The organism is Pseudomonas pseudonitroreducens, assembly GCF_021603645.1.
GTDB lineage: Bacteria > Pseudomonadota > Gammaproteobacteria > Pseudomonadales > Pseudomonadaceae > Pseudomonas > Pseudomonas pseudonitroreducens.
The window spans coordinates 81863-107601 of record NZ_BQHJ01000012.1 but is presented as its reverse complement, the minus strand read 5'-3'; the positions used below and the strand labels follow the sequence as shown (position 1 = coordinate 107601).

Sequence of the window (25739 nt, the reverse complement as noted above, 5' to 3'; positions counted from 1 at the left end):
TCTTCCGGGGGAGACCTTCCATGAGTTCGATCATGCAGGTGCAGCAGGACATGCTGGACCGGATGAACCGTTACGCCGATCTGGCCAGCGGCCCGGCCGTGCGGCCCGCCGCGCCGCTCGGCGGCAATGCGCCGGCGCAGGGCATCGGTGCCAGCTTCGAGCAGGCGCTGCGCTCGGTGGATGCCGAGCAGCACAAGTCCAGTGCCGCCATGGCCGCGGTGGACAGCGGCCAGAGCGACGACCTGGTCGGCGCCATGATCCAGAGCCAGAAGGCCAGCGTGTCGTTTTCCGCGCTGCTGCAGGTGCGCAACAAGCTCACCGGCGCCTTCGACGACATCATCCGCATGCCGCTGTAAGGACTGACAGTGCTGCAGAATCTGAAAGGGCGCCTGGCGCTCGACAAACTCAAGCTCGACCCGCGCCTGGGGCTGCTCGCTATCGCCCTGGGCGCCGCGCTGCTGGCCGCCGCCGTGGTGTTCTACCTGTGGCGCGACCAGGGTGCCTATCGCCCGCTGTATGGCGCCGGCGAGGCCTACCCGGCCGCCGACGTGATGCAGGTGCTGGACGCCGAAGCCTTCGACTATCGCCTGCATCCGCAGAGCGGCCAGGTGCTGGTGCGCGAGGAGGACCTGGCCCGCGCGCGCATGCTGCTGGCGGCCAAGGGCGTGAAGGTATCGATGCCGGCCGGCTACGAGCTGTTCGACAAGGACGAGCCGCTGGGCACCAGCCACTTCCTCCAGGACGTGCGCCTCAAGCGCAGCCTGGAGGGCGAACTGGCGCGCACCATCATGGGCCTGAAGGGCATCGAGCAGGCGCGCGTGCACGTCGCCCGCGAGGACAGCAATTCCTTCGTCGTCGGCCGCCGCGATCCGGCCAAGGCCTCGGTGCTGCTGCAACTGGCGCCCGGTCAGCGGCTAAGCCCCGAGCAGGTCGGCGCCATCGTCAACCTGGTGGCCGGCAGCGTGCCGCAGCTCAAAGCCGAGGACGTCAGCGTGGTGGACCAGAACGGTGTGCTGCTCTCGCGCGGGATCAGCGGTGCTGGCGGCCCGTCACAGAACTGGCAGGCGGTGGACGAGTACCAGCGCAAGGCCGTGGGCAATGTCGAGGAAGTGCTGGCGCCGGTGCTGGGCCTGGGCAACTACCGCATCAGCGTGTCCGCCGACATCGACTTCAGCCAGAAGGAAGAGACCCAGCAGGTCTACGGCGAAGCGCCGCGCCTGCGCAGTGAGTCGCTGCGCAACGAGAGCACCCTGGACCAGCTCGCCCTTGGCGTGCCCGGCTCGCTGAGCAACCGCCCGCCGGAGCCGCCGCCACCGCAGCAGGGACAGAATGCCGCCCAGGGCGCCAACCCGCCGGGCAACGGCAAGGTCGCCGCGACCGACAACAAGGCCGCGACCTCGACCCGCAACGAGACCACCCGGCAGAACGACTTCGACCAGCGCGTCACCCACATCAAGTACCCGGCCTTCGCCCTGCGCCAGCAGAGCGTCGCCGTGGTGATCAACGCCGCCACCGCGCCCGAAGGCGGCTGGACCGACAAAGCCCGCGCCGACTTCGAGGCCATGGTCAAGAGCGCGGTGGGCTTCAACGCCCAGCGCGGCGACCTGATCACCGTCAGCGTGTTCCCCTTCGCCGCCGTGCCGGTGGAAGAGGCGGGCGCCAGCTGGTGGGAAAGCAGCGCCCTGCAAGCACTGGTGCGCTACACCGTGCTCGGCCTGATCGCCCTGCTGTTCCTGCTGTTCGGCGTGCGCCCGGCAGTGCGCAGCCTGACCCAGCGCAGCCAGCCAGCGGCGACTGCCGCGCTGCCTGAAGGGAGCCACGAGTATCCCCTGGCCCTGGACGCCGAGCGGCGCCTGGCGCTCTCCAATGAAAGCGTCGGCGGGCTCAACGTGCTCGGCGAGCTGAACCCGCTCTCGGAGATCCGTCTGCCGGCGCCGGGCTCGGGCCTGGAGCACCAGATCGAGCATCTGCAGATGCTGGCGAAGAACGACCCGGAACGGGTTTCGGAAGTGATCAAGCACTGGATTGGCCGCAATGACCGACACGAGCCTGCCTGAAGAAACGAAAAAGCGCGGCCCGCAGATGCGCGCCGTGAGCTCCCTGGAACAGGCGGCGATCCTCATGCTGAGCATGGGTGACGAGGCCTCCGCGGGCATCTTGCGCAACTTCAGCCGCGAGGAGATCGTCAGCATCAGCCAGGCGATGGCGCGGCTGTCCAACGTCAAGCAGAACACCGTGTCCGACGTCATTGGGCGCTTCTTCGACGACTACAAGCTGCAATCGAGCATCAAGGGCGCCTCGCGTTCCTACCTCGCCGGCATGCTCGGCAAGGCGCTGGGCAGCGACATCACGCGCAACCTGCTGGACAGCATCTATGGCGAGGAAATCCGCGCCAAGATGGCGCGCATGGAGTGGATCGATCCCAAGCAGTTCGCCGCGCTGATCGCCAAGGAGCACGCGCAGATGCAGGCGGTGTTCCTCGCCTTCCTGCCGCCGGGCATGGCCACCGACGTGCTCGAAGCGATGCCCGCCGAACGCCAGGACGAACTGCTGTTCCGCATCGCCAACCTCAGCGAAGTGAACAGCGATGTCATCGCCGAGCTGGAGCAACTGATCGACCGCAGCCTGCGCGTGCTCTCCACCCAGGGCTCGCAGGTGCGCGGGGTGAAGCAGGCGGCGGACATCATGAACCGCTTCAAGGGCGACCGTAACCAGATGTTCGAGCTGCTGCGCGCCCACAACGACAGCCTGGTCGGCAGGATCGAAGACGAGATGTACGACTTCTTCATTCTCTCGCGACAGAACCAGGAAGTGCTGCAGACCCTGCTGGAGGTGATCCCGCTGGACGAGTGGGTGGTCGCCCTCAAGGGCGCCGAGCCCGAGCTGGTGCGCGCCATCCAGGGCGCCATGCCGAAGCGCCAGGCGCAGCAGATGGAGTCGATCAACCGCCGCCAGGGCCCGGTGCCGCTGAGCCGCGTCGAGCAGGTGCGCAAGGAAATCATGGGCGTGGTGCGCGAACTGGCCGCCGAGGGCGACCTGCAGGTGCAACTGTTCCGCGAGCAGACGGTGGGGTAACCGCGCATGGCGATCAAAGTCATCAAGGCCGACAGCCGCGCCTGGCGCCCCTACCGCTTCCCGCCGCGCTGCGCGACTGCCAGCGCCGACAATCATGGCTGGGACAGCGACCCGGCCGCGCGCCAGCGCGCCATCTCCGACGGCTTCCAGGAAGGCCTGGAGAAGGGTTACCAGGACGGCGTCGGCGAAGGCCGCGAAGCCGGCCTGCGCGAAGGCTTCGAAGCTGGGCGCCAGGACGGCCTGCGCAAGGGCCGCGAGGAAGGCCGCGCTGCTGGCCGCCAGGTATTCGAGCAGGCCAGTGCGCCTTTGCAGGCTGCCGTCGATGCCTTCGCTGACTATCACCAGGCCTTCCAGCGCAGCCGCCAGAAAGAGTTGCTGGAGCTGGTGCAGAAGGTGGCGAAGCAGGTCATCCGCGTCGAGCTCACGCTCAACCCCACGCAACTGCTGACGCTCGCGGAAGAAGCGCTGGCCGCCATGCCGGGCGAGCAGGGCGAGGTGCAGATCCTGCTCAACCCGGAAGAATGCGCGCGCATCCGCGAGCTGAACCCCGAGCGCGCCGCGAAGTGGCGCCTGGTGCCGGACGAGCGCCTGGCGTTGGGCGAATGCCGTGTCGTCACCGCCCAGGCGGAAGCCGACATCGGCTGCCAGCAGCGCCTGGACAGTTGCATGGAAACGCTGAGCGCGCACCTGCAGGACGAAGACTGAAGATGGCCCTGGGCGACGGCTTCAAGCTCGAAGAAGCGCTGCGTTCGCTGGACTCGGTCCAGCTGGCGCGGGTCAGCGGTCGCCTGGTGCGGGTCTCCGGCCTGCTGCTGGAAAGCCTCGGCTGCCGCCGCATGACCGGCCAGCGTTGCTACGTGGAAGTCGCCGACGGCGAGCGCCTGGAGGCGCAGGTGGTCGGCTTCAACCGAGACATCACCTACCTCATGCCCTTCAAGAAGCCCGTCGGCCTGACCTCCGGCTCACGGGTCTTCCCGGCGCCGGACGAAGCCGTGCTGCATATCGATCATTCCTGGCTGGGGCGCGTGGTCAACGGCCTTGGCGAACCCCTGGACGGCCTCGGCAAGCTTGCCGGCCGCCACCCGCTGCCTACCGAGCTGCCGCAGGTGAACCCGTTGCGCCGGCGTCCGGTATCCGAGCCGCTGGACGTCGGCGTGCGCGCCATCAATGGCCTGCTGACCCTGGGCAAGGGCCAGCGCGTCGGCCTGTTCGCCGGCAGCGGGGTGGGCAAGAGCGTGCTGCTGGGGATGATCACCCGGCAGACCAAGGCCGACGTGGTGGTGGTCGGGTTGATCGGCGAGCGCGGCCGCGAGGTGCAGGAATTCATCCTGCATTCCCTCGGCCCGGAAGGCCTGCAGAAGGCCGTGGTGGTGGTCGCGCCGGCCAACGAGTCGCCGCTGATGCGGCTGAAGGCCACCGAGCTGTGCCACAGCATCGCCGCCTACTTCCGTGACCAGGGCAAGGACGTGCTGCTGCTGGTGGATTCGCTGACCCGCTACGCCATGGCCCAGCGCGAGATCGCCCTGGCCCTGGGTGAACCGCCGGCCACCAAGGGCTACCCGCCGTCGGTGTTCGGCATGCTCCCGGAGCTGGTGGAAAGCGCCGGCAATGGCGAGGGCGAGACGGGCAGCCTGAGCGCCATCTACACCGTGCTGGCGGAAGGCGACGATCACCAGGACCCGATCGTCGACTGCGCCCGCGCCATCCTCGACGGGCATATCGTGCTGTCGCGCCGGCTGGCTGATGTCGGGCATTACCCGGCCATCGACATCGGCGCTTCGGTGAGTCGCTGCATGAGCCAGGTGGCCGATCCGCTGCACCTCTCCGCGGCGCGCCAGTTCAAGGAATTCAGCGGCACCTATGAGCGCATCAAGGAGCTGATCCCGCTGGGCGGCTACACACCGGGCATGGACGTGAAGACCGACCGCGCGGTGCAGCTGGCGCCGATGCTGGAGCGCTACCTGCGCCAGGAAACCGCCGATGGCGCCGAGCTCGGCAACAGCGTCGCGACCCTGCAAAGCATCGTCGGTGGCCGCTGATGAGGGCGCAGATCGATATGCTCGGACGCCTGGCCGACGTGCGTGGCGGCAAGGTCCGCGAGTTGCTCGGACGGGTCAACTACCAGCAGAACCTCTGCCAGCGCTACCGCAACAACATCACCGGACTCGACCGCCTGTGCGGCTTCAGTGTGGCCACCAGCACACCGCTGCAGCGGCACAACCAGCAGCAGTACAAGGCCACCCTGCACAAGATGCTGCAATTGCAGCGCCGCGAGCTGGAAGTCGCCGAGCAGGCCCTCGCGCGTATCCAGGGCGAACTGCTGGCGGCCATGCGCAGTGAGAAAGTGCTGGCCCAGGTGATCGAAACCAAGATCGGCCAGTGGCAGGCGCAACTTGCGCAGCAGGAGCAGAAAATCCAGGATGGCCTCGCCGCGCAGTCCTGGTGGCGGGCGCGGGCGTGAAGGGAATGGCGGATAACGCGTTCCGCGTTATGCGCCCTACGATGGGGCTTCGAACCGTAGGGCGAATAACCGCTTGCGGTTATCTGCCGTCCGTGTGGCGAACTCGAAACACGGCATTTAAGTTTTCCCGCGGGGCGGTCGCCCTCTGGGGGAAAGGCCCAAAAACATTCGGATACCGACCATGGAAATCACCCGGCAACTGACCAGCGTCGCGCTGGCCACCAGCGAGTCCGCCAAGAGCGCGCGCAGCGAGCGCGTCGCCCCGGTGGCGGAGACCGCCGCCAGTGCGCCGGTCAGCGACTCGCTGCGCCTGGACGAGATGCAGGAAACCCTGCGCGCCATGCCCGACGTGGACCAGAGCCGCGTCGCGGAAATCCGCCGCGCACTGATGAATGGCGAGCTGGGCAACGACACCAGCGTGCTCGCCACCAGCATCCTCTCCTACCATCGCGGCAGCGACGCATGACCCAGCGCGCGCGGCTGTTGCAGGTGGTCGAGCAGGACATCCAGCAGGATGGCCGCGATTGCCTGGCGCTGCGCGAACGCCTGCAGGAGCTGTATCGTCACCTGCTGGCGCGGGACAGTGCGCAGATCGAGGCGCTGAACCCGGACATCCAGGCACTGCTTGAAGCCATCGCCGGCCGCGCCGAGCGCCGCAGCCGCGTGCTGCGCGCCTTCCAGCTGCCGATGGACGCCGACGGCATGCGCACGCTGCTGTCCAACTACCAGCCGCCACGTCGCGAAGAGCTGCAGCAGGAGTGGTTGCAGCTGGGGCAGCTGACCGCCCAGTGCAAGCGCCTCAACGAGCGCAACGGCAAGCTGCTGGCAATGCACCATGACATCCTCAGCCAACTGCTGGGCGATCCGCGCGAACAGCCGGTGTATTCGCGGCAGTCCTACTGATCCAGGCCTTACCTTTCAGTTGCGGTTTCCTCTGGCTGGGCTCTGTTCGCGAGCAAGCTCGCTCCTACAGGCTAATGTCGACGCGCTCTTCGTAGGAGCGAGCTTGCTCGCGAACCGTACAGCGCCATGCCCACCGCGAACGGAGTGCGCCCCGCGATCTGTTCCCTCTCCCTCAGAAGCGCGGCACCTAGCCAGGGTTGGGGTGAGGGAGGCACCGGCACGTGAGTTCGGCGATGGCCGCTGTGCCTCCGTAAAACACCCCGTCGAAACCTCTTAACGAATCCCTCCCCACGGTCGCCCTTCCTCTGCATCAGGGCGCGCTTGCGGCAGGCGGAAATGCCGCTTCCCGCTGCGCGCCAAACCACGCCGGGCGGAAGTTCACCTTCTCCCTGGGAAACCCGCAAAGCCTTGAACGGCGGGCCTTACGGCATTGGCACCGTAATTGCTCCTTCGGCTACAAAGAGGTGGATTCAGATGGCGACCATAGATTCCGATTACGTCAAGCAGATGGCCCAGCAACTGGCGACGTACGATGTGCAGAGCGGGCTGAACAAGGCTGACCGCAACAAGGCTTCGTACCAGTCGCAGCTGACCGCCGTGACCTCGCTGGAAACGGCGCTGAAGACCTTCTCCACCGCGGTGAAGGGGCTGCAGGGCACCACCGGCAGCAACACCAGCATGCTGATCAACAGTGCCAAGCTGAGCAAGGACGGCTATCTCACCGCCACTGTCGGCAAGAGCGCCGTCGCCGGCCGCTACGACTTCTTCGTCGAGCAACTCGCCAGCAGCCACCAGCTGTCCTTCTCCGGCTTGCAGAGCGGCGACATCGACACCCAGGGCACCCTGACCCTGAGCCAGAACGGCAAGTCCTTCGACATCGACCTGAGCAAGATCGATACCGACGGCGACGGCAGCAATTCCATGGATGAGCTGGCCGCGGCGATCAACAAGGCCACCGACAACACCGGCGTGAAGGCCACCCTGGTGCGCAGCAACGGCCAGGTCTCGCTGGTGCTGGGCGCGGAGAAGTCCGGCGCGGAAAATGCCATCAGCCTGTCGCTGAGCGGCACCGACGGCGCCAACAGTGCCTTCGAGAATGCCATCGGCAATCCGCAGGAACTGTCCAGGGCGCAGGACGCCCGCGTCCGCCTGGGCGGCGAGAGCGGCATGCTGCTGACCAACGCCAGCAACACCTTCGACAACATCATCGATGGCGTCAGCGTCACCTTCACACAGGCGCAGAAATCCGGCGAGCAGCCGATCTCCATGACCATCTCCCAGGATCAGGGCGAGACCAAGAAGAAGGTGCAGACCTTCATCGACGCCTTCAACGCCCTGGCCAGCCAGATCGACAGCCTCACCGCCTCCGGCGACCAGAGCGGCAATTCCCGTGGCGCCCTGGCCGGCGACTCCAGCGTGCGGGCCATCGAGAACAGCCTCAACCAGATGCTGCGTACCACCTTCGGTGGCGCCAACCTGATCAGCTTCGGCATCAGCGCCGACCGCAACGGCAAGCTGACCCTGGACTCGACGCGCTTCGAGAAGGCCATCGCCGCCGACCCGGAAGGGCTGGACAAGCTGTTCATGGGCAAGGGCAACCTGCTCGACAGCACCGACAAGGCGCTGTCGCTCTACACCAGCAGCGTCAACGGCGTACTGAAGAACCGCAAGGAGTCGCTCAACAGCAGCCTGAAGCGGGTCAACGATGACTACGACAACCTGCAGAAGCAGTACGACACCTACTACGCGCGCTACCTCAAGCAATACACCTCGATGATGCAGACCATGCAGTCGATGGACCAGACCAGCGGGATGTTCGGATGAGCGCCTACGGCATGAATGAAAGCTACGACAGCTACCGGATGATCGACCTGGAAGCCAAGGCCGCGTCGTCCTCGCCCTACGAGCTGGTGCTGGTGCTGTTCGACGGCCTGCTCGACGAACTGGCCCGCGCCCGTGGGCATATCGAGCACAAGCGCTACCAGCAGAAGGGCCGCTCCCTGGAGAAGTGCCTGAATATCCTCAACGGCCTCAACGGCGCTCTCGACTACGAGGGCGGCGGCGAGACCGTGCAGGGCCTGGCGCGCCTCTACGACTACTGCATCTACCGGATCTCCGACGTGAGTATCTCCCTGGATGTCGCCGGCATCGATGAAGTGGTGCGCCTGCTGGGCATCCTGCGCGAAGGCTGGGAGGGCGTGAGTGCCGCCCGTGGATGACCGCCAGCGCCTGCTCCAGCTCTACGAACGGCTGGGTGCGGCGCTGCAGCGCAAGGACTGGAAAGCCATGGGGCAGGTCGACCTGGCGATCCGTGCGCAACTGGTGGCGATGTCGTCGCAGACCGGGCTGGCGGCCGACGTGCTGTTGGCCAAGAAACACCTGAAGCGCCTGCACGAGCAGGCGTCGCAGGCCTGCGCCGAGGAGTGCGAGCGCCTGCGCCGGCTCCTGCTCTCGCACCTGGAATACGCCGAGGGACGCTCGGCGTACATGCAGGTGGATACGTACCAGGAGGGTCGATAGACCGTGATCCAGTTGCCGACCCAATCACTGCCGACCACCGACCGTGCGGCACGCCCGGTGGCCGAGGCGCGTTCGCAGGACTCGCGCCGCGACGGCGCCGACAGTGCCGCTGTGGCGGGATTTCGCGCGCAGCCGCCGGCACAGTCGAATGCCGGTGAGCGAACCATCAGCGTGCAGTCGTTCCTCGCCCAGTTCGATACCGCGCAGGCCGAGGAACCGGTGCAGCAAGCCACGGCTGCGCTGCCGCCGGAGGCGTTAGCCGTTGCTACCCGCGACGACGATACGCAGGGCCGGGCAAGCGAAGAGGCATCGCCCTCCGGCGCGGAAAACTGGCTCGCCGGCATGCTTGGCCAGGCCGGGCTGGTGGTGCAGGCACGGGATAACCCGGCGGCCCGGACCCACGCCCAGGTGGCCGGTTTCGCCACCCAGGCCGTGGATGGCCAGGCGCAGCCGGCGCCCGTCGCAGTGAAGCCCGAAGACGTGCTGCTGCCGCCCGCCGACCTGCCCGAAGAGCCGGCCGCACCCACGCAGCCGGCACCGCGCGAGGCGACCCAGAGCCAGGCGCAGACGTTGCTGCAACAGCACCTGGCGGCTGCCGTACAGACCCCGGAATCCGCCGTACCGACGTTGCCCACCGGCACGCTCGACTCGCGTCTTCCGGCGACCGACAGCAGCACGCCAGCCTCGTCTGCTGCACCGGCGTCGCCGCTGTTCGACAAGCCGCTGCACCTCAAGGGCGGCAACGATGCGCACTGGGGCGAGCAGATGGTCAGCGCCCTGCGCGACAACGTCGAGCTGCAGCTGGGCCAGCGCGTGCAGAACGCGACGATCCGCCTCGACCCGCCGGAGCTGGGCGCCATGGAAATCCTCGTGCGCCACGAAGCCGGCCAGCTCAACGTGCAGATCTCCGCGTCCAACGGCGACGTCGTGCGCCTGCTGCAGAACACCAGCGAGCGCCTGCGCCAGGAGCTGGTCGGGCAGAACTTCCTGCAGGTCAACGTGCAGGTTTCCTCCGATTCGCAGTCCGGCCAGCAGGGCCAGCAGAACCGCCAGCGCTTCGCCGAGGAACAGCCCGTAGTCGCCGCCAACCCGCGTGATGCGCAGGCGGCCGGGCGCTCCGCGGCGCATGGCGACAGCGATGTACTGATTACCGTGTAGGCCGCCTACGGCCCGCACCCCCACAGGATTTTTCGAGAAACTCCATGTCCACGCCGCGTCTCGTTCTACTGATGCTCATCGTGAATATCGCCGTCGTGCTGGGTGGCGTGTTCGTCAATTACCAGATGATCAAGTCCGCCAGCCTGGCCCCGGCCGCCGCAACCGCCGACAAGGACGGCGGCAAGGACGACACCAGGGAGGAGGAAGAGCAGGAGAGCGCCGAATACCTCTTCGTGCCGGTGGAGAAGATCATCGTCAGCTCCCGTGGCGAAGACCGCGAGCACTACTTCGTGATCGACCTGGTGCTGCAGGCCCGGGCCGAGCAGGAGCGCAAGAAGCTGGAGAGCGTCGCCCCGATGGTGCGCAGCTCGGTGGTCGCCAACCTGACCCCGGAAAAGTTCGAAGTGCTGCGCGCCATGCCGATCGGCGAGGTGCAGGCGCGCCTGGAGAAGGCGGTGATCGACGACTTTGCCACGCGCAAGGTGGTGGTGCCCTTCGAGCACGTGCTGCTCAGCAAGATGATCGTCCAGTAGGCCGCCATGCACGCCCTTCGCGATCCTGTTCACGGCTATGCCAGTGGCGTCGGCGGCTACGACAGCCCCGAAGGCGGCCATGCGCGGCTGTCGCCGGCTGCCGAGCAGCGCTGGATGATGCAGTACCTGCCACTGGTGCGGCGCATCGTCAGCCAGCTGTCGCTGCAGGCCAACCAGGTGCTGGACCGCGAGGACATGGAGCAGATCGGCCTGATGGGCCTGCTCGAGGGGCTGCGTCGCTACGGCGAGCCGGACGAGCAGTTCGGTCGCTTCGCCGCGCTGCGTATCCGTGGTGCCATTCTCGATGAGCTGCGCCGCCAGGACTGGCGCCCGCGCCAGGTGCGCCAGCAGGCACACAAGGTTCGCGATGCGATCCGTGCGCTGGCGCGCCAGCTCGGCCGCGTGCCCAGCGACGAGGAAGTGTTCGCCGCCACCGGCCTCGACGAGGCGGGCTACCAGGATTACCTGCGCGCCGAGTCCTCCGAAGCCATCGAGAGCTTCGACGCACTGCTGCAGAGCGGCCATGACGGCGTGCAGGGCAGCGGCGATGCACTGGAGGAACGGGTGCTCAAGGAGCGCCTGCTGGCCCAGGCGCTGGAACGCCTCAACGAGCGCGAGCGGTTGATCCTCAACCTGTATTACCAGCACGAGCTGAACCTCAGGGAAATCGCCCTGGTACTGGAGCTGACCGATGCACGCATCTGCCAGCTGATGAAGCAGGCGATCGGCAAGTGCAGCCGTTTCCTCAACGACCCCGACACCCTTTGAAGAACCCATAACCATGCAGAAAATCATCGGCGCCCTGATCATCATCGCCTGCGTCCTCGGCGGCTACGCCATGGCCCACGGCGAATTGCGCGCGCTCTGGCAGCCGGCGGAGATGATCATCATTCTCGGCGCGGGCCTGGGCACCCTGGTCGTCGCCAACCCGCGCGAAGTGCTGCTGGAAATGTGCTCGCAGATCAAGGGCGTGTTCGTCTTCAAGCGCCGTGGCGAGGAGTTCCAGCGCCAGTTGCTGATGCTGCTCTACGAGCTGCTGGAAATGGTCGACGTCGGCGGCCTGAAGGTGCTCGATGCGCACATCGAGGAGCCGGAGCAGAGCGACCTGTTCGCCCGTTATCCGCTGATCCTCCAGGAAAAGAACCTGATGGCGTTCATCGCCGACAACTTCCGCCTGATGGCCATGGGCAAGATCAGCGCCCACGAGCTGGAAGGCTTCCTCGAGCAGGAGCTGGACGCGATGGAGCATGCCCTGCTGCAGCCGTCCAAGTCGCTGCACAAGGTTGGCGAGGCGATGCCTGGCTTCGGCATCCTCGCGGCGATCCTCGGCATCATCATCACCATGGGCAACATCGGCGGTTCGGTGGCCGAGATCGGCGCCCACGTGGCCGCGGCCCTGGTGGGGACCTTCTTCGGTATCTTCGTCTGCTACTGCCTGATGGACCCGCTGTCCAACGCCATGGCGCAGCGCGTGAAGACCGAGCTGTCGGCACTGGAGTGCGTGCGTACCACGCTGGTTGCCCACGTCGCTGGCAAGCCCACGCTGCTGGCGGTGGATGCCGGGCGCAAGCTGATCGAGCAGGACGTCAAGCCGGCCTTCAAACAGCTGGAGACCTGGGTCACCCGCTATGAGGAAGAGCGGGACGCAGCATGAAGAAACGTGCCGACAAGCACAGCGAAATCATCATCAAGCGCCGCAGCAAGAAGGGCCACGATGATGAACACGGCGGCGCCTGGAAAGTCGCCTTCGCCGACTTCACCCTGGCGATGATGGCGCTGTTCATGGTGCTGTGGATCGTCCACCCGCAGACCGAGCCGCAACCGGTGGCGGTGGGCGACCAGGATGCCAACCCGGTGGTCGACGGCGGTGCCGGCGTGTTCGATGGCGCCAGCCGCACGCCCGTCGAGCTGGATGGCATGCCGCAGCCGGTGAAGACGCCGGAGAAGCCCGCGCCGCAGCTGGCGCTGGATGCCGGCAGGCAGGGCAAGGCCGGCGAGCAGGCCAGAGACTCCAGCCTGCAGCAGGATGGCGACGGCCGCCAGTACGACAGCAACGAGGACCTGCGCGAGCTGGCCGAGCTGATCCGCGAGGTGTCCGGCAAGGTCGACGCGCTGGCCAATATCGAGGTGACGGTAGTCCCGCAGGGCTTGCGCATCCTGATCAAGGACGACCAGCAGCGCTTCATGTTCGCCCGTGGCCAGGCCACCCTCGACCCGCATTTCCAGACCCTGCTCGGCGCGCTGTCCGGGGTGCTGGCCAAGGTGCAGAACAAGCTGATCCTCAGTGGCCATACCGACGCCGTGCAATACCGTCGTCCTGATGGCTACAACAACTGGAACCTTTCCGGCGACCGTGCCCTGCGCGCGCGCAACGTGATGGTCGACAGCGGCCTGCCGGCTGCCCATGTGCTGCAGGTGGCGGCCCAGGCCGACGTCATGCCGCTACGCCCGGAAGACCCGGAGAACGGCGCCAACCGCCGCATCGAGATTCTCCTGCTGACCCGCCGCGCGGAAAGCCTGTACCGGGAAATCTTCGGCGAGAGCTATGCGCAGGTGCACTACTCGGCATCGGGCGCAAGGCTCATCGAGCCGCAGCCGCAGCCGCAGCCGCAGCCGCAGCCGCAGCCGCAGCCGCAGCCGCAACAAGCGGAAGCGCCCACGTCAGCGGCAGTCGAGGCACCCGCTTCCGCTGCGACGAGCCAGCCGGCATTGAAACTGTGAGAGGGCTCAGCGGTTGCGCAGGCGCGGACAGAACACCTGGCGTGTCTCCACGCCGTAGAGGCAGCCGCCCAGGGGTTCGAGGGTGATGCGCGCGCCGCGCTGGCGGCCGTAGAGCAGGTTGAAGATCAGCTCGCTGTCCAGGCCGCTGTCGGCCTGCAGGTTGCTGATGCTGTTTTCTTCCACCTGCAACTGGTAGCGCCCGCCGAGATCGTTGCCCACCTGGCCGGAGACTTCGAGGATGTTGGCGTCCTGCTGGATCATCGAATAGAAGCGCCCTTCGTGGAACATGGTGGTCTGGGCGATTTCCAGCACCTTGCCGTTGCCCAGCAGCACCTGGCCGGTGGAGGCGTAGCGGCCGTCGATGGCCGAGGTGCTGTGGGCGTGTTTCCACAGCATGCCCAGCGCCAGGGCCAGGCACATGACGCCGAACAGCGAGATCAGCAGGCAGCGGCGGGCCACGCCGGCCTGGCGGCGAAAGGTCAGTTCAGGCACTTGCGCAGCTGCTCCTGGGGAATCCGGGCGACCTGGCTTTCGTGGATCAGCAGCCAGTTGGAATTGCCTTCGGGTTGCACGCAGACCAGTTCGTAGAAGCCCGAGGTCATGTGCAGCATGAGGCCGATGGGGCGGGTGGCGAGGTCGGCCAACTGGTGGGCCAGGGGCCGGGTGTTACTGATCAGCCGCTGCAGGTCCTGTTCGTTGTCTTCGACGTAGGTGATCTGCAGGGTGCCGAGATTCTGTTCGGCGGTGCGCACCGGGCTGCGTACCTGGGTGTAGTAGAAGGCACCGGAGAGGACCAGGAGCCCGAGGATACACAGGCTGGCGGCGGCGAATTTCAGGCGCCGCAGACTTGGCGGCCGCAACCCTGGTGCAGGGACTGCGCGATCCAGCGGAATGACTTCCGGCGTAGCGTCGGCGACTTCCGCATCCGGTTCGCCAGCCGGGCTGACCAGGTACTGCGGGTTGAACATGTAGCCGCGGCGCGGCAGCGTCTGGATGATCTGCCGCTGCTTCTCGTCCGCCAGCACCTGGCGCAGGGTATAGATCTGCTGGTTCAGGCTGCCCTGGCCGACGACGCGGTCAGACCACGCATGGGTCAGCAACTCATCGCGCGCCACCACGTCCCCCGGGCTCTGCAGCAGGCGCTCGAGCACGCGGCTGCCGGAAAAACCCAGGTCGATACGCTCTACCTGGCCATCACGGTCGAGGTCGAGTTGATAGAGCGCGGGGTAGAACTGCGCAACGCAATCGGAACGCCCGGTCCGGAGGGTCAGGCAGGCGATCGGCCGACTGTCCGGCAGCGTGGAAGTGAGTGTGTTCATCTTGCCCTTGCGAGCCGCTCCCTTGACGGTCGCGGGGAAACTCCATTTGTCCATGGAGGCAGAGGCATTATTTTGACGTCAGAAAAATGTGGGTGCAAGTTCTGAATTTTGCACACTCGTGCTTGCTATTTTCCTACAAGCCTTGAAAGCACTGGCGCAGAGCGGCTGCGCCGCGACTGCTAGTCGCAATGCCGCCTGTCAGCGTACCCGCAGACAGCACAACGCCCCGCACGGGCGGGGCGCTGTCGATTCAGGCTACGCGAGGCGGGCCGCCTCGCGCAGGCCGGGCCTTAGCCCAGCAGGCCCATGATCATGCTGGGCATCTGGCCCGCTTGCTTGAGCATGGAGATGCCGGACTGCATCAGCATCGAGCTCTTGGTCATGTTGGCGGTTTCGCTGGCGAAATCGGCATCCATGATGCGGCCCTTGGCCATGTCGGTGTTGTCCTTCATGTTGGCCAGGTTGTTGGAAGTGTGGCCCAGGCGGTTGATCGCGGCACCGAAGGCAGCGCGGGTCTTGCCGACCTGGTCCAGGGCATCGTTCAGGCCGGTGATCGCGGCAGCGGCGCCGGCTTTCGGGTCCAGGGCCTGGACGGTGGTGCCCAGCGCGGTGACGGTGGCGGCGATGTCGGTGTCGGCGGCGGCAACGGTCATGACTTCAGCGGAGTCGGAGCCGATCTGGAACTTGATGTCGGCTGCCAGCTTGCCGCCGGTGCCGAACAGGCTGTCGCCAGCGTACTTGGTGTTGGTGACGATGTTGGTCAGCTCTTTGCCCAGCTCGTCGAACTCGGACTTCAGGGCGTCCAAGTCCTTGTCGGAGTTGGTGCCGTTGGCGGACTGGGTGGCCAGGTCCTTCATGCGCTGCAGGATGTCGGTAGCTTCGCTGAAGGCGCCTTCGCCGGTCTGCAGCATGGAAACGGCGTCGCTGGTGTTGCGCATGGCAACGTTCATGCCGCGGGTCTGGGCGTTCAGGCGGGTGGCGATCTGCAGGCCGGCGGCGTCGTCGGCGGCGGAGTTGATGCGCAGGCCGGTGCCCAGGCGCTGCTGGGAAGTAGCCAGCTGACCGTTGGTCTTGCTCAGGCTGGTCTGGGTGATCAGGGATGAGTAGTTGGTTTGAATCGACAAGGCCATGGTGGACTTCCTGTATGAGCTGAATGAAGCCGGCGTTGTGCCTGCTGAAGGGGTAAGGCGACAGCTCGCGAAGAAGGATTAAGGCCGGGCGAAAAAAATTTGGCGCGGGGAATCCGACGATGCCGGCGGTCGCGCCGCTGACAGCATCAGCCTACGCCGTGTGCCCTGCTGCCTAGGATCGGTCATCTATGTTGTTGAGACATATCTGACAGCCCTGGCGCCGGGGTGCGGCTAAGCTCCCTGGTCCACAAGGCTGTGGATCGTTCGTTCGAACCGCTCGTTCCGAACCCTGCCCTGTTCCGAACTATGAGAAGGAACCTCATGATCTCCGTCTACCAGCTCAAGTCCCGCTTCCAGAACCTTCTCCGCCCCCAGGTCGCGCGTCTCAACCAGCGCGGTGTCACCGCCAACCAGGTGACGCTGGCCGCCTGTGCTCTCTCGCTGCTGGTTGCGCTCTGCGTCGCGCTGCTGGCCAGCCACGCCTGGATATTCCTGCTGATCCCCCTGTGGATGTTCCTGCGCATGGCGCTCAACGCCATGGACGGCATGCTCGCCCGCGAGTTCGGCCAGCAGTCGAAGCTGGGCGCCTACCTCAACGAACTGACCGATGTGATCGCCGACAGCGCGCTGTACCTGCCGTTCGCCCTGCTGCCGGGTGTGACCCCGGCGCTGGTGCTGTTGGTGGTCCTGCTGGCGCTGATCAGCGAGTACGCCGGGGTGCTGGGCGTGATGGTCGGCGCCTCGCGGCGTTACGACGGGCCCATGGGCAAGAGCGACCGCGCACTGTGCTTCGGCATCTTCGGCGCCGGCGTGGCCAGCGGCCTGCTGCCGCTGAACTGGCTCGACCCGTTGCTGATGCTGCTGGCGCTGCTGCTGGTGCTGACTATCGTCAACCGGGTGCGCCAGGGGCTGGCCGAACAGAAGGAACAACAGGCCGGTTGAACCAGGGCCTGTCACGTCAGGAAGGGCACAGGACTGTCCCGCAAGCCATCGAAACAGAGGAAGTTATGCGCGAGTCTTCGAATCACCACTTCGTTACCCACGACGGCGTTGAGCTGTTCTATCGCCATTGGCCAGCCGCAGCCGCCAGTGCGGAGCCGCGCCGCGCGGTGCTGTTGTTCCACCGTGGGCATGAACATTCCGGGCGCATCGGCCACCTCGCCGACGAGGTCGACCTGCCCGGCTTCGATGTCTTCGCCTGGGATGCCCGCGGCCACGGCCAGTCGCCCGGTGCGCGCGGCGACAGCCCGAGCTTCGGCACCAGCGTGCGTGACGTGCAGACCTTCGTCGAGCACCTCGCTGCCACTCACGGCATCGCCATCAGTGACATGGCCGTCGTGGCGCAGAGCGTCGGCGCCGTGGTCGCCTCCACCTGGGTCCACGACTACGCCCCGCCGATCCGCAGCCTCGTGCTTGCTTCGCCGGCGTTCAAGGTCAAGCTCTACGTGCCCTTCGCCCGGCCGGGCCTGAAACTGGCGAGGGCCTGGCGCGGCAACTTCTTCGTCAACAGCTATGTGAAGGCGAAATTCCTCACCCACGATCCCCAGCGCATCGCCTCCTATGACAGCGACCCGCTGATCGCCAAGGCGATCTCGGTGAACGTGCTGCTGGGCCTGTATGAGGCCGCGGACCGCGTGGTAGCGGACGCACAGGCGATCCAGGTGCCGACCCAGCTGCTGATCTCCGGCTCCGACTTCGTGGTACACCGCAAGCCGCAGCAGCGCTTCTTCGACAACCTCGGCACGGCGCGCAAGGAACTGCACATCCTGCCCGGTTTCTTCCACGACACCCTCGGCGAGCTGAACCGCGAGCAGGCAGTGAGCCGCGCGCAGCGCTTCATTCTCGAATGCTTTGCCCGCGCGCCGGAACGCCCGGACCTGCGCGACGCCGACCGCTTCGGCTACACCTGCGCCGAAGCCGAAGCCCTGGCGACCCCGCTGCCCAACTGGTCGATCCGCGACCTCTACTGGCGCGCGACACGCGCCAACATGCGCCTAGGCCGGCTGCTGTCGGACGGCATCAACCTCGGCTTCCAGACCGGCTTCGATTCCGGCAGCACGCTGGATTACGTCTACCGCAACCAGCCCGCCGGCGCGGGGCCGGTGGGGCGGATGATCGACCGCACCTACCTGGAGTCCGCCGGCTGGCGTGGCATCCGCCAGCGCAAGGTACACATCGAGGAATTGCTGCGCCTGGCCATGGCCAGCCTGCGCGAGCAGGGCCGCGAGGTGCGCATCCTCGATATCGCCGCGGGCCACGGGCGCTACATTCTCGAAGCGCTGCACGGCGTCGAATCGCTGCCGGAAAGCGTGCTGCTGCGCGACTACAGCGAACTGAACGTGCGCGAAGGCTCTGCGCTGATCGAGCGCCTGGGGCTGCAGGAGCGTGCGCGCTTTGTCCAGGGCGACGCCTTCGATGGCGCAGACCTGGCCGCTGTCGAGCCGAAACCGAGCCTGGCGGTGGTCTCCGGTCTCTACGAGCTGTTCGCCGACAACGCCCTGGTCAGCGGCTCGCTGGCCGGGCTCGGCGAGGCGGTCGAGGAGGGCGGCTACCTGATCTACACCGGCCAGCCCTGGCACCCGCAACTGGAACTGATCGCCCGTGCCCTCACCAGCCATCGCGCCGGCCAGGCCTGGGTCATGCGCCGCCGCACGCAACTGGAGATGGATCAGCTGGTTGAAGCGGCGGGCTTCCGCAAGCTGGCCCAGCGCATCGACGAGGACGGCATCTTCAGCGTATCCCTGGCGCGCCGGGAGCGTAGTTGATGGCTGTAGCGATGCCGCCGCGCGACCCCGGTGTATTTCGTCGGGCGGTGATCTGGCTGCTGTGCCTCGCGCCGTTCTTCTTCGCCAGCTACGGCTTCGCCAACTGGCTGACCGGGCAGCGCGAGACGGTCGGCGTGCTGGTGTTCGACTGGGAGCGCGGCATGCCGCTGTGGCCGTGGACGATCATTCCGTACTGGTCGATCGACCTGCTCTACGGTTTGTCCTTCCTGCTGCCGCGCACCCGCCGCGAGCTGGACAGCCATGGCCTGCGCCTGCTCACGGCGCAGGTGATCGCGGTGAGCTGCTTCCTGCTTTTCCCGCTGCGCTTCAGCTTCGAGCGGCCGGCGCTGGATGGCCTGTTCGGCTGGTTGTTCGACGTACTGATGGGCTTCGACAAGCCATTCAACCAGGCGCCATCACTGCACATCGCGTTGCTGGTGGTGCTCTGGGCGGCCTACGGGCGCTACGCCAGCGGAGTCTGGCGCTGGCTGCTGCATGGCTGGTTCGCGCTGATCGGGCTGTCGGTACTGACCACCTGGCAGCATCACTTCATCGATGTGCCGACGGGTGCCCTGGCCGGTTTCTTCTGCCTCTGGCTGTGGCCGCGGGAAGGGCGCTCACCACTGGCCTCCTGGAAGCTGAGCTTCGATCCGCGGCGACTTCGACTGGCCGCCTTCTACGCCATCGGCGCGGCGCTTTGCGGAGTGTTGGCGCTGAGCGGCGGCATCTGGCTCTGGTTGTGCTGGCCGGCGGTGTCGCTGGCGCTGGTTGCGCTGTGCTACCTCGGCCTCGGCGCGGAGGGCTTCCAGAAGCGCGCGGAGGGCCGCCACTCGCTGGCTGTCTGCTGGCTGCTGGCGCCTTATCGGCTGGCCGCCTGGATCAACTCCCGCGCGTGGACGCGCCAGCACCCGCAGCCCGATGAAGTGCTGCCCGGGCTCTGGCTGGGTCGCCTGCCCGGCACGGCGGAGCGCAAGGCGCGGCCCGAGCTGGGAGTGCTCGACCTGTGCGCGGAGCTTCCCTGCACTGAGCATGACGATCGCTACGCGAGCCTGCCGCTGCTCGACCTGATTGCGCCCAGCGTCGATCAGTGCCGACTGGGCGCCGCCTTGATCGACGAACTTCGCGCGCGTGGCCCGTTGCTGGTCTGCTGCGCCCTGGGTTATTCGCGCAGTGCGACGGTCCTGGCCGCGTGGCTGCTGCTATCCGGCCAGGCGGCCACGGTCGAGGACGCGGTGGCGCATATTCGCCGCGCGCGTCCACGCATCGTGCTCAAGGCCGAACAACTCGCGGTGCTGGCGCAGGTCGCCGGGCAGCCGCAACGATCACGAGAGGTGAGTCATGTCGGTTGATCCGAGTCTGATCCTGGTCGCCAGCCTGCTGCGCCGTGGTAGCAGCCTCAATGGCTTGTCCTCCGCGCTCACCGTGCTGGCCCTGGCGCTGGGCTTCTACGGCGTGCTGATGGCCAGCGCCACGCTGGCGTACAGCCTGAGCATGGCCCTGCTGGTGCTGCTTGGCCTGCTGCAGAAGTTCTACGCCATGCGCGTGGCGCTGGACGCCGATCTGTTCGAAGCCATGGCCAATGCCGGTGACGCGCTGCCGGAGAAAACCCGGCAACTGGACGACGCGCTGGCCACCTATGTCGGAGTGCCCGCCGAACTGTCCGGTCGCACCTGGATCGACCGCAGCCGTGGTGCGCTGAAACTCCTGCGCCGGCAGGTAATGCTCTGCGCTGCGCAGTGGCTCGTTGCGCTGCTGTGCCTGATCGCCCTGACCTTCCAATCCTGAGGAACGCCCCCGCAATGCTGGAACGACTCTTCGCCTACGCCATCATCGCCGGCGCCCGCGCGGTGACCGGCCTGCGCAGCCTGTGGATCGGTACCACGCCGATCCCGGCGCAGCGCATCTATTACGCCAACCACAGCAGCCATGGTGACTTCGTGCTGCTCTGGGCCTCGCTGCCGCCTGAACTGCGCGCGCGCACCCGCCCGGTCGCCGGCATGGACTACTGGGGCAAGGGCGGCCTGCGCGGCTTCATCATCAACCGTGTGTTCCATGGCGTGCTGATCGACCGCACGCGCGGCGCAGAAGGCGGCAATCCGCTGGAGCCGGTGGAGCGCGCGCTGGCCGACGGCGACTCGCTGATCCTGTTCCCCGAGGGCACCCGCAACCTCGACGAGGAAGTGCGCCTGTTGCCGTTCAAGAGCGGCATTTATCACCTGTCCAAGGCGCATCCGCAGGTGGAGCTGGTGCCGGTATGGCTGGACAACCTAAACCGCGTGATGCCCAAGGGCCGCGCACTGCCGTTGCCGCTGCTGTGCACGCTGAGCTTCGGCGCACCGCTGGCGGTGCAGGAGGACGAGGCCAAGGAAGCCTTCCTCGAACGCGCCCGCGAGGCGCTGTTGAAACTCGCCGCGCCGGAGGGTCGCTGAAATGAACCAGACCTGGCTGCTCTTCGCCGGTATCGGCGGTATCCTCGTTCTCGCCTCGCTGGTTGGCGCGGTACTGCGCTGGAAGGCGCCACCGGGACCGCACGCGGTGATCGACAACCTCAACGCGCGGATCAACGCCTGGTGGGTGATGGTCGCAGTGATCGGTTGCGCTTTCGCCCTCGGCTACTGGGCGGTGATCCTGCTGTTCTACGGGGTGTCCTTCTACGCCCTGCGCGAGTTCCTCACGCTGATGCCGACCCGGCGCAGCGACTATCCGGCGCTGGTGGCGGCGTTCTACTTCGTGCTGCCGATGCAGTACCTGCTGATCGGCATCCAGTGGTACGGGCTGTTCTCCATCTTCATCCCGGTCTATGTGTTCCTCCTGCTGCCGATCCTCGCTTCGCTGGGCGGCGACTCCAAGCACTTCCTCGAGCGCGCCTCGAAGGTGCAGTGGGCCTTGATGCTGGCGGTGTTCTGTATCTCCTACGTGCCGGCGCTGCTGACCCTGGACATCGAGGGCTACGAGGGGCGCAACCTGCTGCTGATCGCCTTCCTGGTGATCGTCGTGCAATTGTCCGATGTGCTGCAGTACGTCTGCGGCAAGCTCTTCGGCAAGCGCAAGATCGCGCCGAACCTGTCGCCGTCGAAGACCCTGGAAGGCTTTGTCGGCGGCGTGGCGCTGGCCACGCTGATCGGCGGCGCATTGTACTGGATCACGCCCTTCTCCTTCTGGCAGGCGCTGCTGATCGCGCTGATGATCAACATCCTCGGCTTCTTCGGCGGCTTGGTGATGTCGGCGATCAAGCGCGACCGCGGGGTGAAGGACTGGGGCCACATGATCGAAGGCCACGGCGGCATGCTCGACCGCCTGGACTCGGTGTGCTTCGCCGCGCCGGTGTTCTTCCACTTCGTGCGGTACTGGTGGACCTGATGCGCCGGGCGATGGTTCGGCACGGCGGATAACGCTGGCGCGTTATGCGCCCTACGGGCGGCACCTTCTGCCGTACTCGGAAGAGGGGCTTCTGATCTTGTAGGAGCGGACTCCGTCCGCGATGTCTGCCGGCGCGATGCCAACCTATCGCGGACGAAGTCCGCTCCTACCGTCAGTCAAACCCCGGCACGAGGCGGCCGGGAGCAGCATCAGAAGATACTGCTCACCTCTCCCGAGGCCATCACCTTCGCCTCGATGATCTTCTGGCTGCGCAGGTTCTTCACGCGGATCACGTCGTCCTGCCTGCCGTTGGCCAGCGCCTCGCCCACTGCGCTGGCCTGGATGCCGTCCTGGCTGGCGACGATCTTCACCTGCTGGCCGCGCCGCACCAGTAGTGCGCCGTCGAGCAGCGCCGGTGTCAGTGGCTGGCCGGCACGGATGCGGCGGCGCGCGGTCTTGCCGGTGACCTCGGCGATGTCGGTGAAATAGCCCCGCGAACTCTTGCCCAGCTCCACCGGCGCGAGCTTGAGCTGTGCTGCGTCCAGTGTCTGGCCGCGATCGATCTCGCCGTTGGCGACCACGCTTGGCAAATACACCGTGGGCTGGCTGATGATGGTCACCGGCCAGCCGGCTTGCCCGCTGCAGGAGGCTTCGAAGCGTCGCCGCGCAGTGGCCGCCGCAGGCGTTTCAAGCGCGCGCAGCTGCGGGCCAGCAGGGCAGGCCGCCAGCTTGCCAAGGCTGCTGGGCAGGTTGTTGTTCACGGTGAAGGTCATGCCCTTCCAGCCGGCTTTGCGTGCGGCTTCCTTCAGTTCGATGGCGACCTGCTGCTGCGCGGCGGCGTCGACTTGCGCGCGCGCGTCCTGGGCTTGTACCAGGGCCGGAAGCAGGAGGAGGAAGCAGGCGGAAAGCGCCTTTCCGCATCCCGCCGCAGGGTGCGTCGAAAGCGGAAAAGCCGCGTTGCACGCGCTGTTTCTTCCTGCAGGTAAAGCCTTGTAAATCAACGACATGAAGCGATTTTCCGGGGTGGGCATGCTTTGTGCTCTATCGCTGCGCACACCGAAAGATGGCCGAACGACGAGAGTGGGTGCTTCGAATGAGTATACGGTTTGACGAGACCCTGGGTCTCCACGAGAGAGCCCTCTCGCTGCACATGCAGCGCAGCGAAATCCTGGCCTCCAACCTGGCCAACGAAGACACCCCCGGCTTCAAGGCGCGCGACATCGACTTCGCCGCCGAGATGCGCCGCCAGGATCATCCGTCGGCCCTGCTGGCCAGCGCCGGCGCGCAATCGATGGAGCTGAAATACCGCATTCCCAACCAGCCTTCCCAGGACGGCAACAGTGTCGAGCTGGCTACCGAACAGGCGGAGTTCTCGCGCAACGCGATGGATTTCCAGACCAGCCTGACCTTCCTGACCATGAAATTCCGCGGCCTCAAGCAGGCCATCGAAGGACGCTGACGCCATGGCATTCGATTCCATCTACCGCATCGCCGGCTCGTCGATGAACGCGCAGACCGTGCGCCTGAACACCGTGGCCAGCAACCTGGCCAACGCCGACTCCGCCGCCGCCAAGCCCGACGACGTGTACCAGGCGCGCAAGCCGATGTTCGCCGCCGTCTACGACAACGACCAGCTCACCCGTGGCGCCGGCATGGGCGGCGCCCATGTGCAGGTGCTCGACGTGGTGACGTCCGGCCGCTCGCCGCAGCGCCGCTACGAGCCGGGCAGCCCGCTGGCCGACGCCACCGGCTACGTCTACTACCCCGACGTCAACGAGATCGAAGAGATGACCGACATGATGTCCGCCACCCGCAGCTTCGAGACCGGCGTGGAAGTGCTCAATCGGGTCAAGAGCATGCAGTCCAGCCTGCTGAAACTGGGAGACGCCTGATGAGCACGGTGAACAACGACACCAGCGGCACCAGCACCAACGGCACCTCGTCCGGCACGCCCAAGCAGGCGGTGAATCTCGGCGAGATGGGCGATATGGAGAACAGCTTCATCACCCTGCTGGTCGCCCAGGTGCAGTACCAGGACCCGACCAAGCCGGTGGATAGCACCGAGTTCATCAACCAGTACTCGGCCATGGCGCAGGTGAAGAGCATGCAGAACATGACCACCCTGCAGCAGAACAACCTGGTGCTGATGGACAACCTGCAGACCCTCACCGCCGCCGGTCTGGTCGGCCAGGAAGTGAAGGTCAGCGCCGACAGCCTGCAGCTGGACGGCGACAAGGTCAGCGGGCAGATCAACCTGGAACACGCCTCGGCCACCACCGTGCTGCAGCTCACCGATGCCAACGGCGTGCGCACCGACATCCCCCTCGGCCCGCAGGAGCCGGGCGCAGTGCCCTTCACCGTGGACCCCGAAGCGCTCGGCCTGAAGCCGGGCAAATACACGCTGGCGGTGAAGACCGAGAGCGGCGAGACGCCGGGCGTCGAGGTCTCCGGCCTGGTGCACAACGTTCGCGTCAGCGCCGACGGCCCGGTGCTGGAAGTCGCGGGCGCGGGTTCGGTGCCGTTCTACAAGATCGTCGAATTCAGTCAGGGCCAGGCCGTCTGAGCGCCTGTTTCCCACTCTTAGGATGAGCTAACGCCATGAGCTTCAACATCGCCCTGACCGGCCTCAACGCGGTCACCCAGCAGCTGGACACCATCAGCAACAACATCGCCAACTCCGGCACCGTCGGCTTCAAGTCCTCGCGCACCGAGTTCGGCAGCGTCTACGCCGACACCAAGGGCATGGGCGTGGAAGTCACCGGCACCACCCAGAGCATCAGCCAGGGCGGCTCGCTGGTATCCACCAACCGCGCACTGGACCTGGCCATCTCCGGCGGCGGCTTCTTCGTGGTCAAGAGCGGCAACGGCGACACCCAGTACACCCGCGCCGGCGTGTTCGGCCAGGACAAGAGCAACTTCCTGGTCAACGCCACCGGCCAGCGCCTGCAGGGCTACCCGACCGACGCGGCCGGCAACCTGCTGGTGGGCACCGTCTCCGACCTGCAGGTGAAAACCGCCAACCTGCCAGCCAAGGCCACCGACAAGCTGGAGTTCGTCGCCAACCTCGACTCCAACGAGAAGGTGCCCACCGTTGCGCCGTTCGATCCGCAGAACGTGGCGACCTACAACTCCACCTACACCAGCAAGATCTACGACTCGCAGGGCAAGGAACACACCCTGACCCAGTACTTCGTGCTGACCGGCAGCAACACCTGGGACGCGCACTACGCGGTGGACGGCAATGCCGTCGGCGCGACCCAGTCGCTGAGCTTCGCCCCGGACGGCTCGCTGTCCACGCCGATCGCCGCGGTGCCGGTGAGCTTCAACCTGCCGGGCGTCAACTCGATGAACATCGCCCTCGACTACACCGGCACCAGCCAGTACGGCTCCGATTTCGTCGTCACCACCAACCGCACCACCGGCTACGCGGCCGGCGAACAGACCGGCATCGCGGTGGAGAACGACGGCAAGGTCTACGTCAACTACAGCAACGGCCAGCGCATGCTGCAGGGCCAGGTCGCGTTGGCCAACTTCGTCAACAGCGGCGGCCTGCAGAACCAGAGCGGTACCGCCTGGACCGAGACCTCCGCCTCCGGCGCCCCGCTGATCGGCGTGCCCGGCATCGGCCAGTTCGGCTCGCTGTCGGCCGGCAACCTGGAAGGCTCCAACGTCGATATCACCCAGCAACTGGTGGGCCTGATGGAAGGCCAGCGCAACTACCAGGCGAACACCAAGGTGATGACCACCGACAAGGAACTCACCCAAGTGCTGTTCTCGGCCATCTAAGGAAACCC

The 25739-nt window shown here is 66.5% G+C and carries 30 protein-coding genes; 26 read left to right on the top strand and 4 right to left on the bottom strand.

Annotated elements, in window-relative coordinates; all coding sequences use genetic code 11:
• Positions 1–20: 20 nt before the first annotated feature.
• The 16 genes from fliE to L6D89_RS25800 all read left to right on the top strand — a co-directional run bounded on the left by fliE (position 21) and on the right by L6D89_RS25800 (position 13371).
• Positions 21–356 (top strand): flagellar hook-basal body complex protein FliE, encoded by a 336-nt coding sequence (fliE, locus tag L6D89_RS25875; protein ID WP_236201593.1) that lies wholly within the window; start codon positions 21–23, stop codon positions 354–356.
• Between the two features lie 9 nt (positions 357–365).
• Entirely contained in the window at positions 366–2057 is a 1692-nt protein-coding gene (gene fliF / locus L6D89_RS25870; RefSeq protein WP_236201592.1) for a flagellar basal-body MS-ring/collar protein FliF, read from the top strand.
• On the top strand, positions 2035–3075 hold the full coding sequence (locus L6D89_RS25865; RefSeq protein WP_236201591.1) for a FliG C-terminal domain-containing protein: 1041 nt from the start codon (positions 2035–2037) through the stop codon (positions 3073–3075). The genes fliF and L6D89_RS25865 overlap by 23 nt, the downstream gene beginning before the upstream one ends.
• 6 nt (positions 3076–3081) lie before the next feature.
• On the top strand, positions 3082–3780 hold the full coding sequence (fliH, locus tag L6D89_RS25860; protein ID WP_236201590.1) for a flagellar assembly protein FliH: 699 nt from the start codon (positions 3082–3084) through the stop codon (positions 3778–3780).
• 2 nt (positions 3781–3782) lie between these two features.
• Positions 3783–5114, top strand: a complete 1332-nt coding sequence (gene fliI / locus L6D89_RS25855; RefSeq protein ID WP_236172154.1) for a flagellar protein export ATPase FliI — start codon at positions 3783–3785, stop codon at positions 5112–5114.
• Complete coding sequence (locus tag L6D89_RS25850; RefSeq protein ID WP_236201589.1) at positions 5114–5536, top strand: flagellar FliJ family protein; 423 nt, start codon at positions 5114–5116, stop codon at positions 5534–5536. Before fliI ends, L6D89_RS25850 begins: the two co-directional genes overlap by 1 nt.
• Positions 5537–5717: 181 nt before the next feature.
• The gene (gene flgM / locus L6D89_RS25845; RefSeq protein ID WP_236201588.1) at positions 5718–6002 is read left to right on the top strand and encodes a flagellar biosynthesis anti-sigma factor FlgM; all 285 of its coding nucleotides are present in this window, start codon (positions 5718–5720) and stop codon (positions 6000–6002) included.
• The gene (gene flgN, locus L6D89_RS25840) at positions 5999–6439 is read left to right on the top strand and encodes a flagellar protein FlgN (protein WP_236201587.1); all 441 of its coding nucleotides are present in this window, start codon (positions 5999–6001) and stop codon (positions 6437–6439) included. The genes flgM and flgN overlap by 4 nt, the downstream gene beginning before the upstream one ends.
• 474 nt (positions 6440–6913) lie before the next feature.
• Positions 6914–8263, top strand: a complete 1350-nt coding sequence (gene fliD, locus L6D89_RS25835) for a flagellar filament capping protein FliD (RefSeq protein WP_236201586.1) — start codon at positions 6914–6916, stop codon at positions 8261–8263.
• A complete protein-coding gene (fliS, locus tag L6D89_RS25830) occupies positions 8260–8658 on the top strand; it encodes a flagellar export chaperone FliS (RefSeq protein WP_236172149.1) in 399 nt (132 codons plus the stop codon). The genes fliD and fliS overlap by 4 nt, the downstream gene beginning before the upstream one ends.
• Positions 8642–8959 (top strand): hypothetical protein, encoded by a 318-nt coding sequence (locus L6D89_RS25825; protein WP_236172148.1) that lies wholly within the window; start codon positions 8642–8644, stop codon positions 8957–8959. The genes fliS and L6D89_RS25825 overlap by 17 nt, the downstream gene beginning before the upstream one ends.
• A 3-nt stretch (positions 8960–8962) precedes the next feature.
• The gene (locus L6D89_RS25820) at positions 8963–10117 is read left to right on the top strand and encodes a flagellar hook-length control protein FliK (protein WP_236201585.1); all 1155 of its coding nucleotides are present in this window, start codon (positions 8963–8965) and stop codon (positions 10115–10117) included.
• Positions 10118–10161: 44 nt separating this feature from the next.
• On the top strand, positions 10162–10650 hold the full coding sequence (locus L6D89_RS25815) for a flagellar basal body-associated FliL family protein (RefSeq protein ID WP_236201584.1): 489 nt from the start codon (positions 10162–10164) through the stop codon (positions 10648–10650).
• A gap of 6 nt (positions 10651–10656) precedes the next feature.
• Complete coding sequence (locus L6D89_RS25810) at positions 10657–11418, top strand: FliA/WhiG family RNA polymerase sigma factor (RefSeq protein WP_236201583.1); 762 nt, start codon at positions 10657–10659, stop codon at positions 11416–11418.
• 13 nt (positions 11419–11431) lie between these two features.
• A complete protein-coding gene (gene motA, locus L6D89_RS25805) occupies positions 11432–12304 on the top strand; it encodes a flagellar motor stator protein MotA (protein ID WP_236172144.1) in 873 nt (290 codons plus the stop codon).
• Positions 12301–13371 (top strand): OmpA family protein, encoded by a 1071-nt coding sequence (locus L6D89_RS25800; protein ID WP_236201582.1) that lies wholly within the window; start codon positions 12301–12303, stop codon positions 13369–13371. The genes motA and L6D89_RS25800 overlap by 4 nt, the downstream gene beginning before the upstream one ends.
• A 6-nt stretch (positions 13372–13377) precedes the next feature.
• Here L6D89_RS25800 and L6D89_RS25795 read toward each other — a convergent pair whose 3' ends face one another.
• The 3 genes from L6D89_RS25795 to lafA all read right to left on the bottom strand — a co-directional run bounded on the left by L6D89_RS25795 (position 13378) and on the right by lafA (position 15820).
• Positions 13378–13863, bottom strand: a complete 486-nt coding sequence (locus tag L6D89_RS25795; protein ID WP_236172142.1) for a hypothetical protein — start codon at positions 13861–13863, stop codon at positions 13378–13380.
• Positions 13851–14690, bottom strand: coding sequence for a winged helix-turn-helix domain-containing protein (locus L6D89_RS25790; RefSeq protein ID WP_236201581.1), 840 nt, complete (start codon positions 14688–14690; stop codon positions 13851–13853). The genes L6D89_RS25795 and L6D89_RS25790 overlap by 13 nt, the downstream gene beginning before the upstream one ends.
• A 290-nt stretch (positions 14691–14980) precedes the next feature.
• A complete protein-coding gene (gene lafA, locus L6D89_RS25785) occupies positions 14981–15820 on the bottom strand; it encodes a lateral flagellin LafA (protein WP_236172140.1) in 840 nt (279 codons plus the stop codon).
• Between the two features lie 321 nt (positions 15821–16141).
• On the opposite strand from lafA, the gene L6D89_RS25780 reads away from it, so the two are divergent.
• From L6D89_RS25780 to L6D89_RS25755, 6 genes are all read left to right on the top strand, one after another.
• Positions 16142–16762 carry a CDP-alcohol phosphatidyltransferase family protein gene (locus L6D89_RS25780; protein WP_236201580.1) on the top strand — a complete coding sequence of 207 codons (621 nt, stop codon included), beginning with the start codon at positions 16142–16144 and terminating at the stop codon, positions 16760–16762.
• Between the two features lie 65 nt (positions 16763–16827).
• On the top strand, positions 16828–18585 hold the full coding sequence (locus L6D89_RS25775) for a bifunctional alpha/beta hydrolase/class I SAM-dependent methyltransferase (RefSeq protein WP_236201579.1): 1758 nt from the start codon (positions 16828–16830) through the stop codon (positions 18583–18585).
• An 11-nt stretch (positions 18586–18596) separates the two neighbouring features.
• On the top strand, positions 18597–19934 hold the full coding sequence (locus tag L6D89_RS25770; RefSeq protein WP_236201665.1) for a phosphatase PAP2/dual specificity phosphatase family protein: 1338 nt from the start codon (positions 18597–18599) through the stop codon (positions 19932–19934).
• Positions 19924–20370 (top strand): hypothetical protein, encoded by a 447-nt coding sequence (locus L6D89_RS25765; protein ID WP_236201578.1) that lies wholly within the window; start codon positions 19924–19926, stop codon positions 20368–20370. The genes L6D89_RS25770 and L6D89_RS25765 overlap by 11 nt, the downstream gene beginning before the upstream one ends.
• A gap of 14 nt (positions 20371–20384) precedes the next feature.
• Positions 20385–21014 (top strand): lysophospholipid acyltransferase family protein, encoded by a 630-nt coding sequence (locus tag L6D89_RS25760; RefSeq protein ID WP_236201577.1) that lies wholly within the window; start codon positions 20385–20387, stop codon positions 21012–21014.
• A 1-nt stretch (position 21015) separates the two neighbouring features.
• A complete protein-coding gene (locus L6D89_RS25755; RefSeq protein WP_236201576.1) occupies positions 21016–21945 on the top strand; it encodes a phosphatidate cytidylyltransferase in 930 nt (309 codons plus the stop codon).
• Between the two features lie 209 nt (positions 21946–22154).
• On the opposite strand, the gene flgA is transcribed toward L6D89_RS25755, so the two are convergent.
• Positions 22155–22952 (bottom strand): flagellar basal body P-ring formation chaperone FlgA, encoded by a 798-nt coding sequence (gene flgA / locus L6D89_RS25750; protein ID WP_236201575.1) that lies wholly within the window; start codon positions 22950–22952, stop codon positions 22155–22157.
• Positions 22953–23038: 86 nt separating this feature from the next.
• On the opposite strand from flgA, the gene flgB reads away from it, so the two are divergent.
• The 4 genes from flgB to flgE are packed head-to-tail and all read left to right on the top strand — an operon-like array spanning position 23039 to position 25731.
• A complete protein-coding gene (gene flgB / locus L6D89_RS25745) occupies positions 23039–23404 on the top strand; it encodes a flagellar basal body rod protein FlgB (protein WP_236172133.1) in 366 nt (121 codons plus the stop codon).
• A 4-nt stretch (positions 23405–23408) separates the two neighbouring features.
• Positions 23409–23837 (top strand): flagellar basal body rod protein FlgC, encoded by a 429-nt coding sequence (gene flgC, locus L6D89_RS25740; protein ID WP_236201574.1) that lies wholly within the window; start codon positions 23409–23411, stop codon positions 23835–23837.
• On the top strand, positions 23837–24508 hold the full coding sequence (locus L6D89_RS25735; protein ID WP_236201573.1) for a flagellar hook capping FlgD N-terminal domain-containing protein: 672 nt from the start codon (positions 23837–23839) through the stop codon (positions 24506–24508). The genes flgC and L6D89_RS25735 overlap by 1 nt, the downstream gene beginning before the upstream one ends.
• 35 nt (positions 24509–24543) lie before the next feature.
• Positions 24544–25731, top strand: a complete 1188-nt coding sequence (gene flgE / locus L6D89_RS25730; RefSeq protein WP_236201572.1) for a flagellar hook protein FlgE — start codon at positions 24544–24546, stop codon at positions 25729–25731.
• Positions 25732–25739 lie beyond the last annotated feature (8 nt).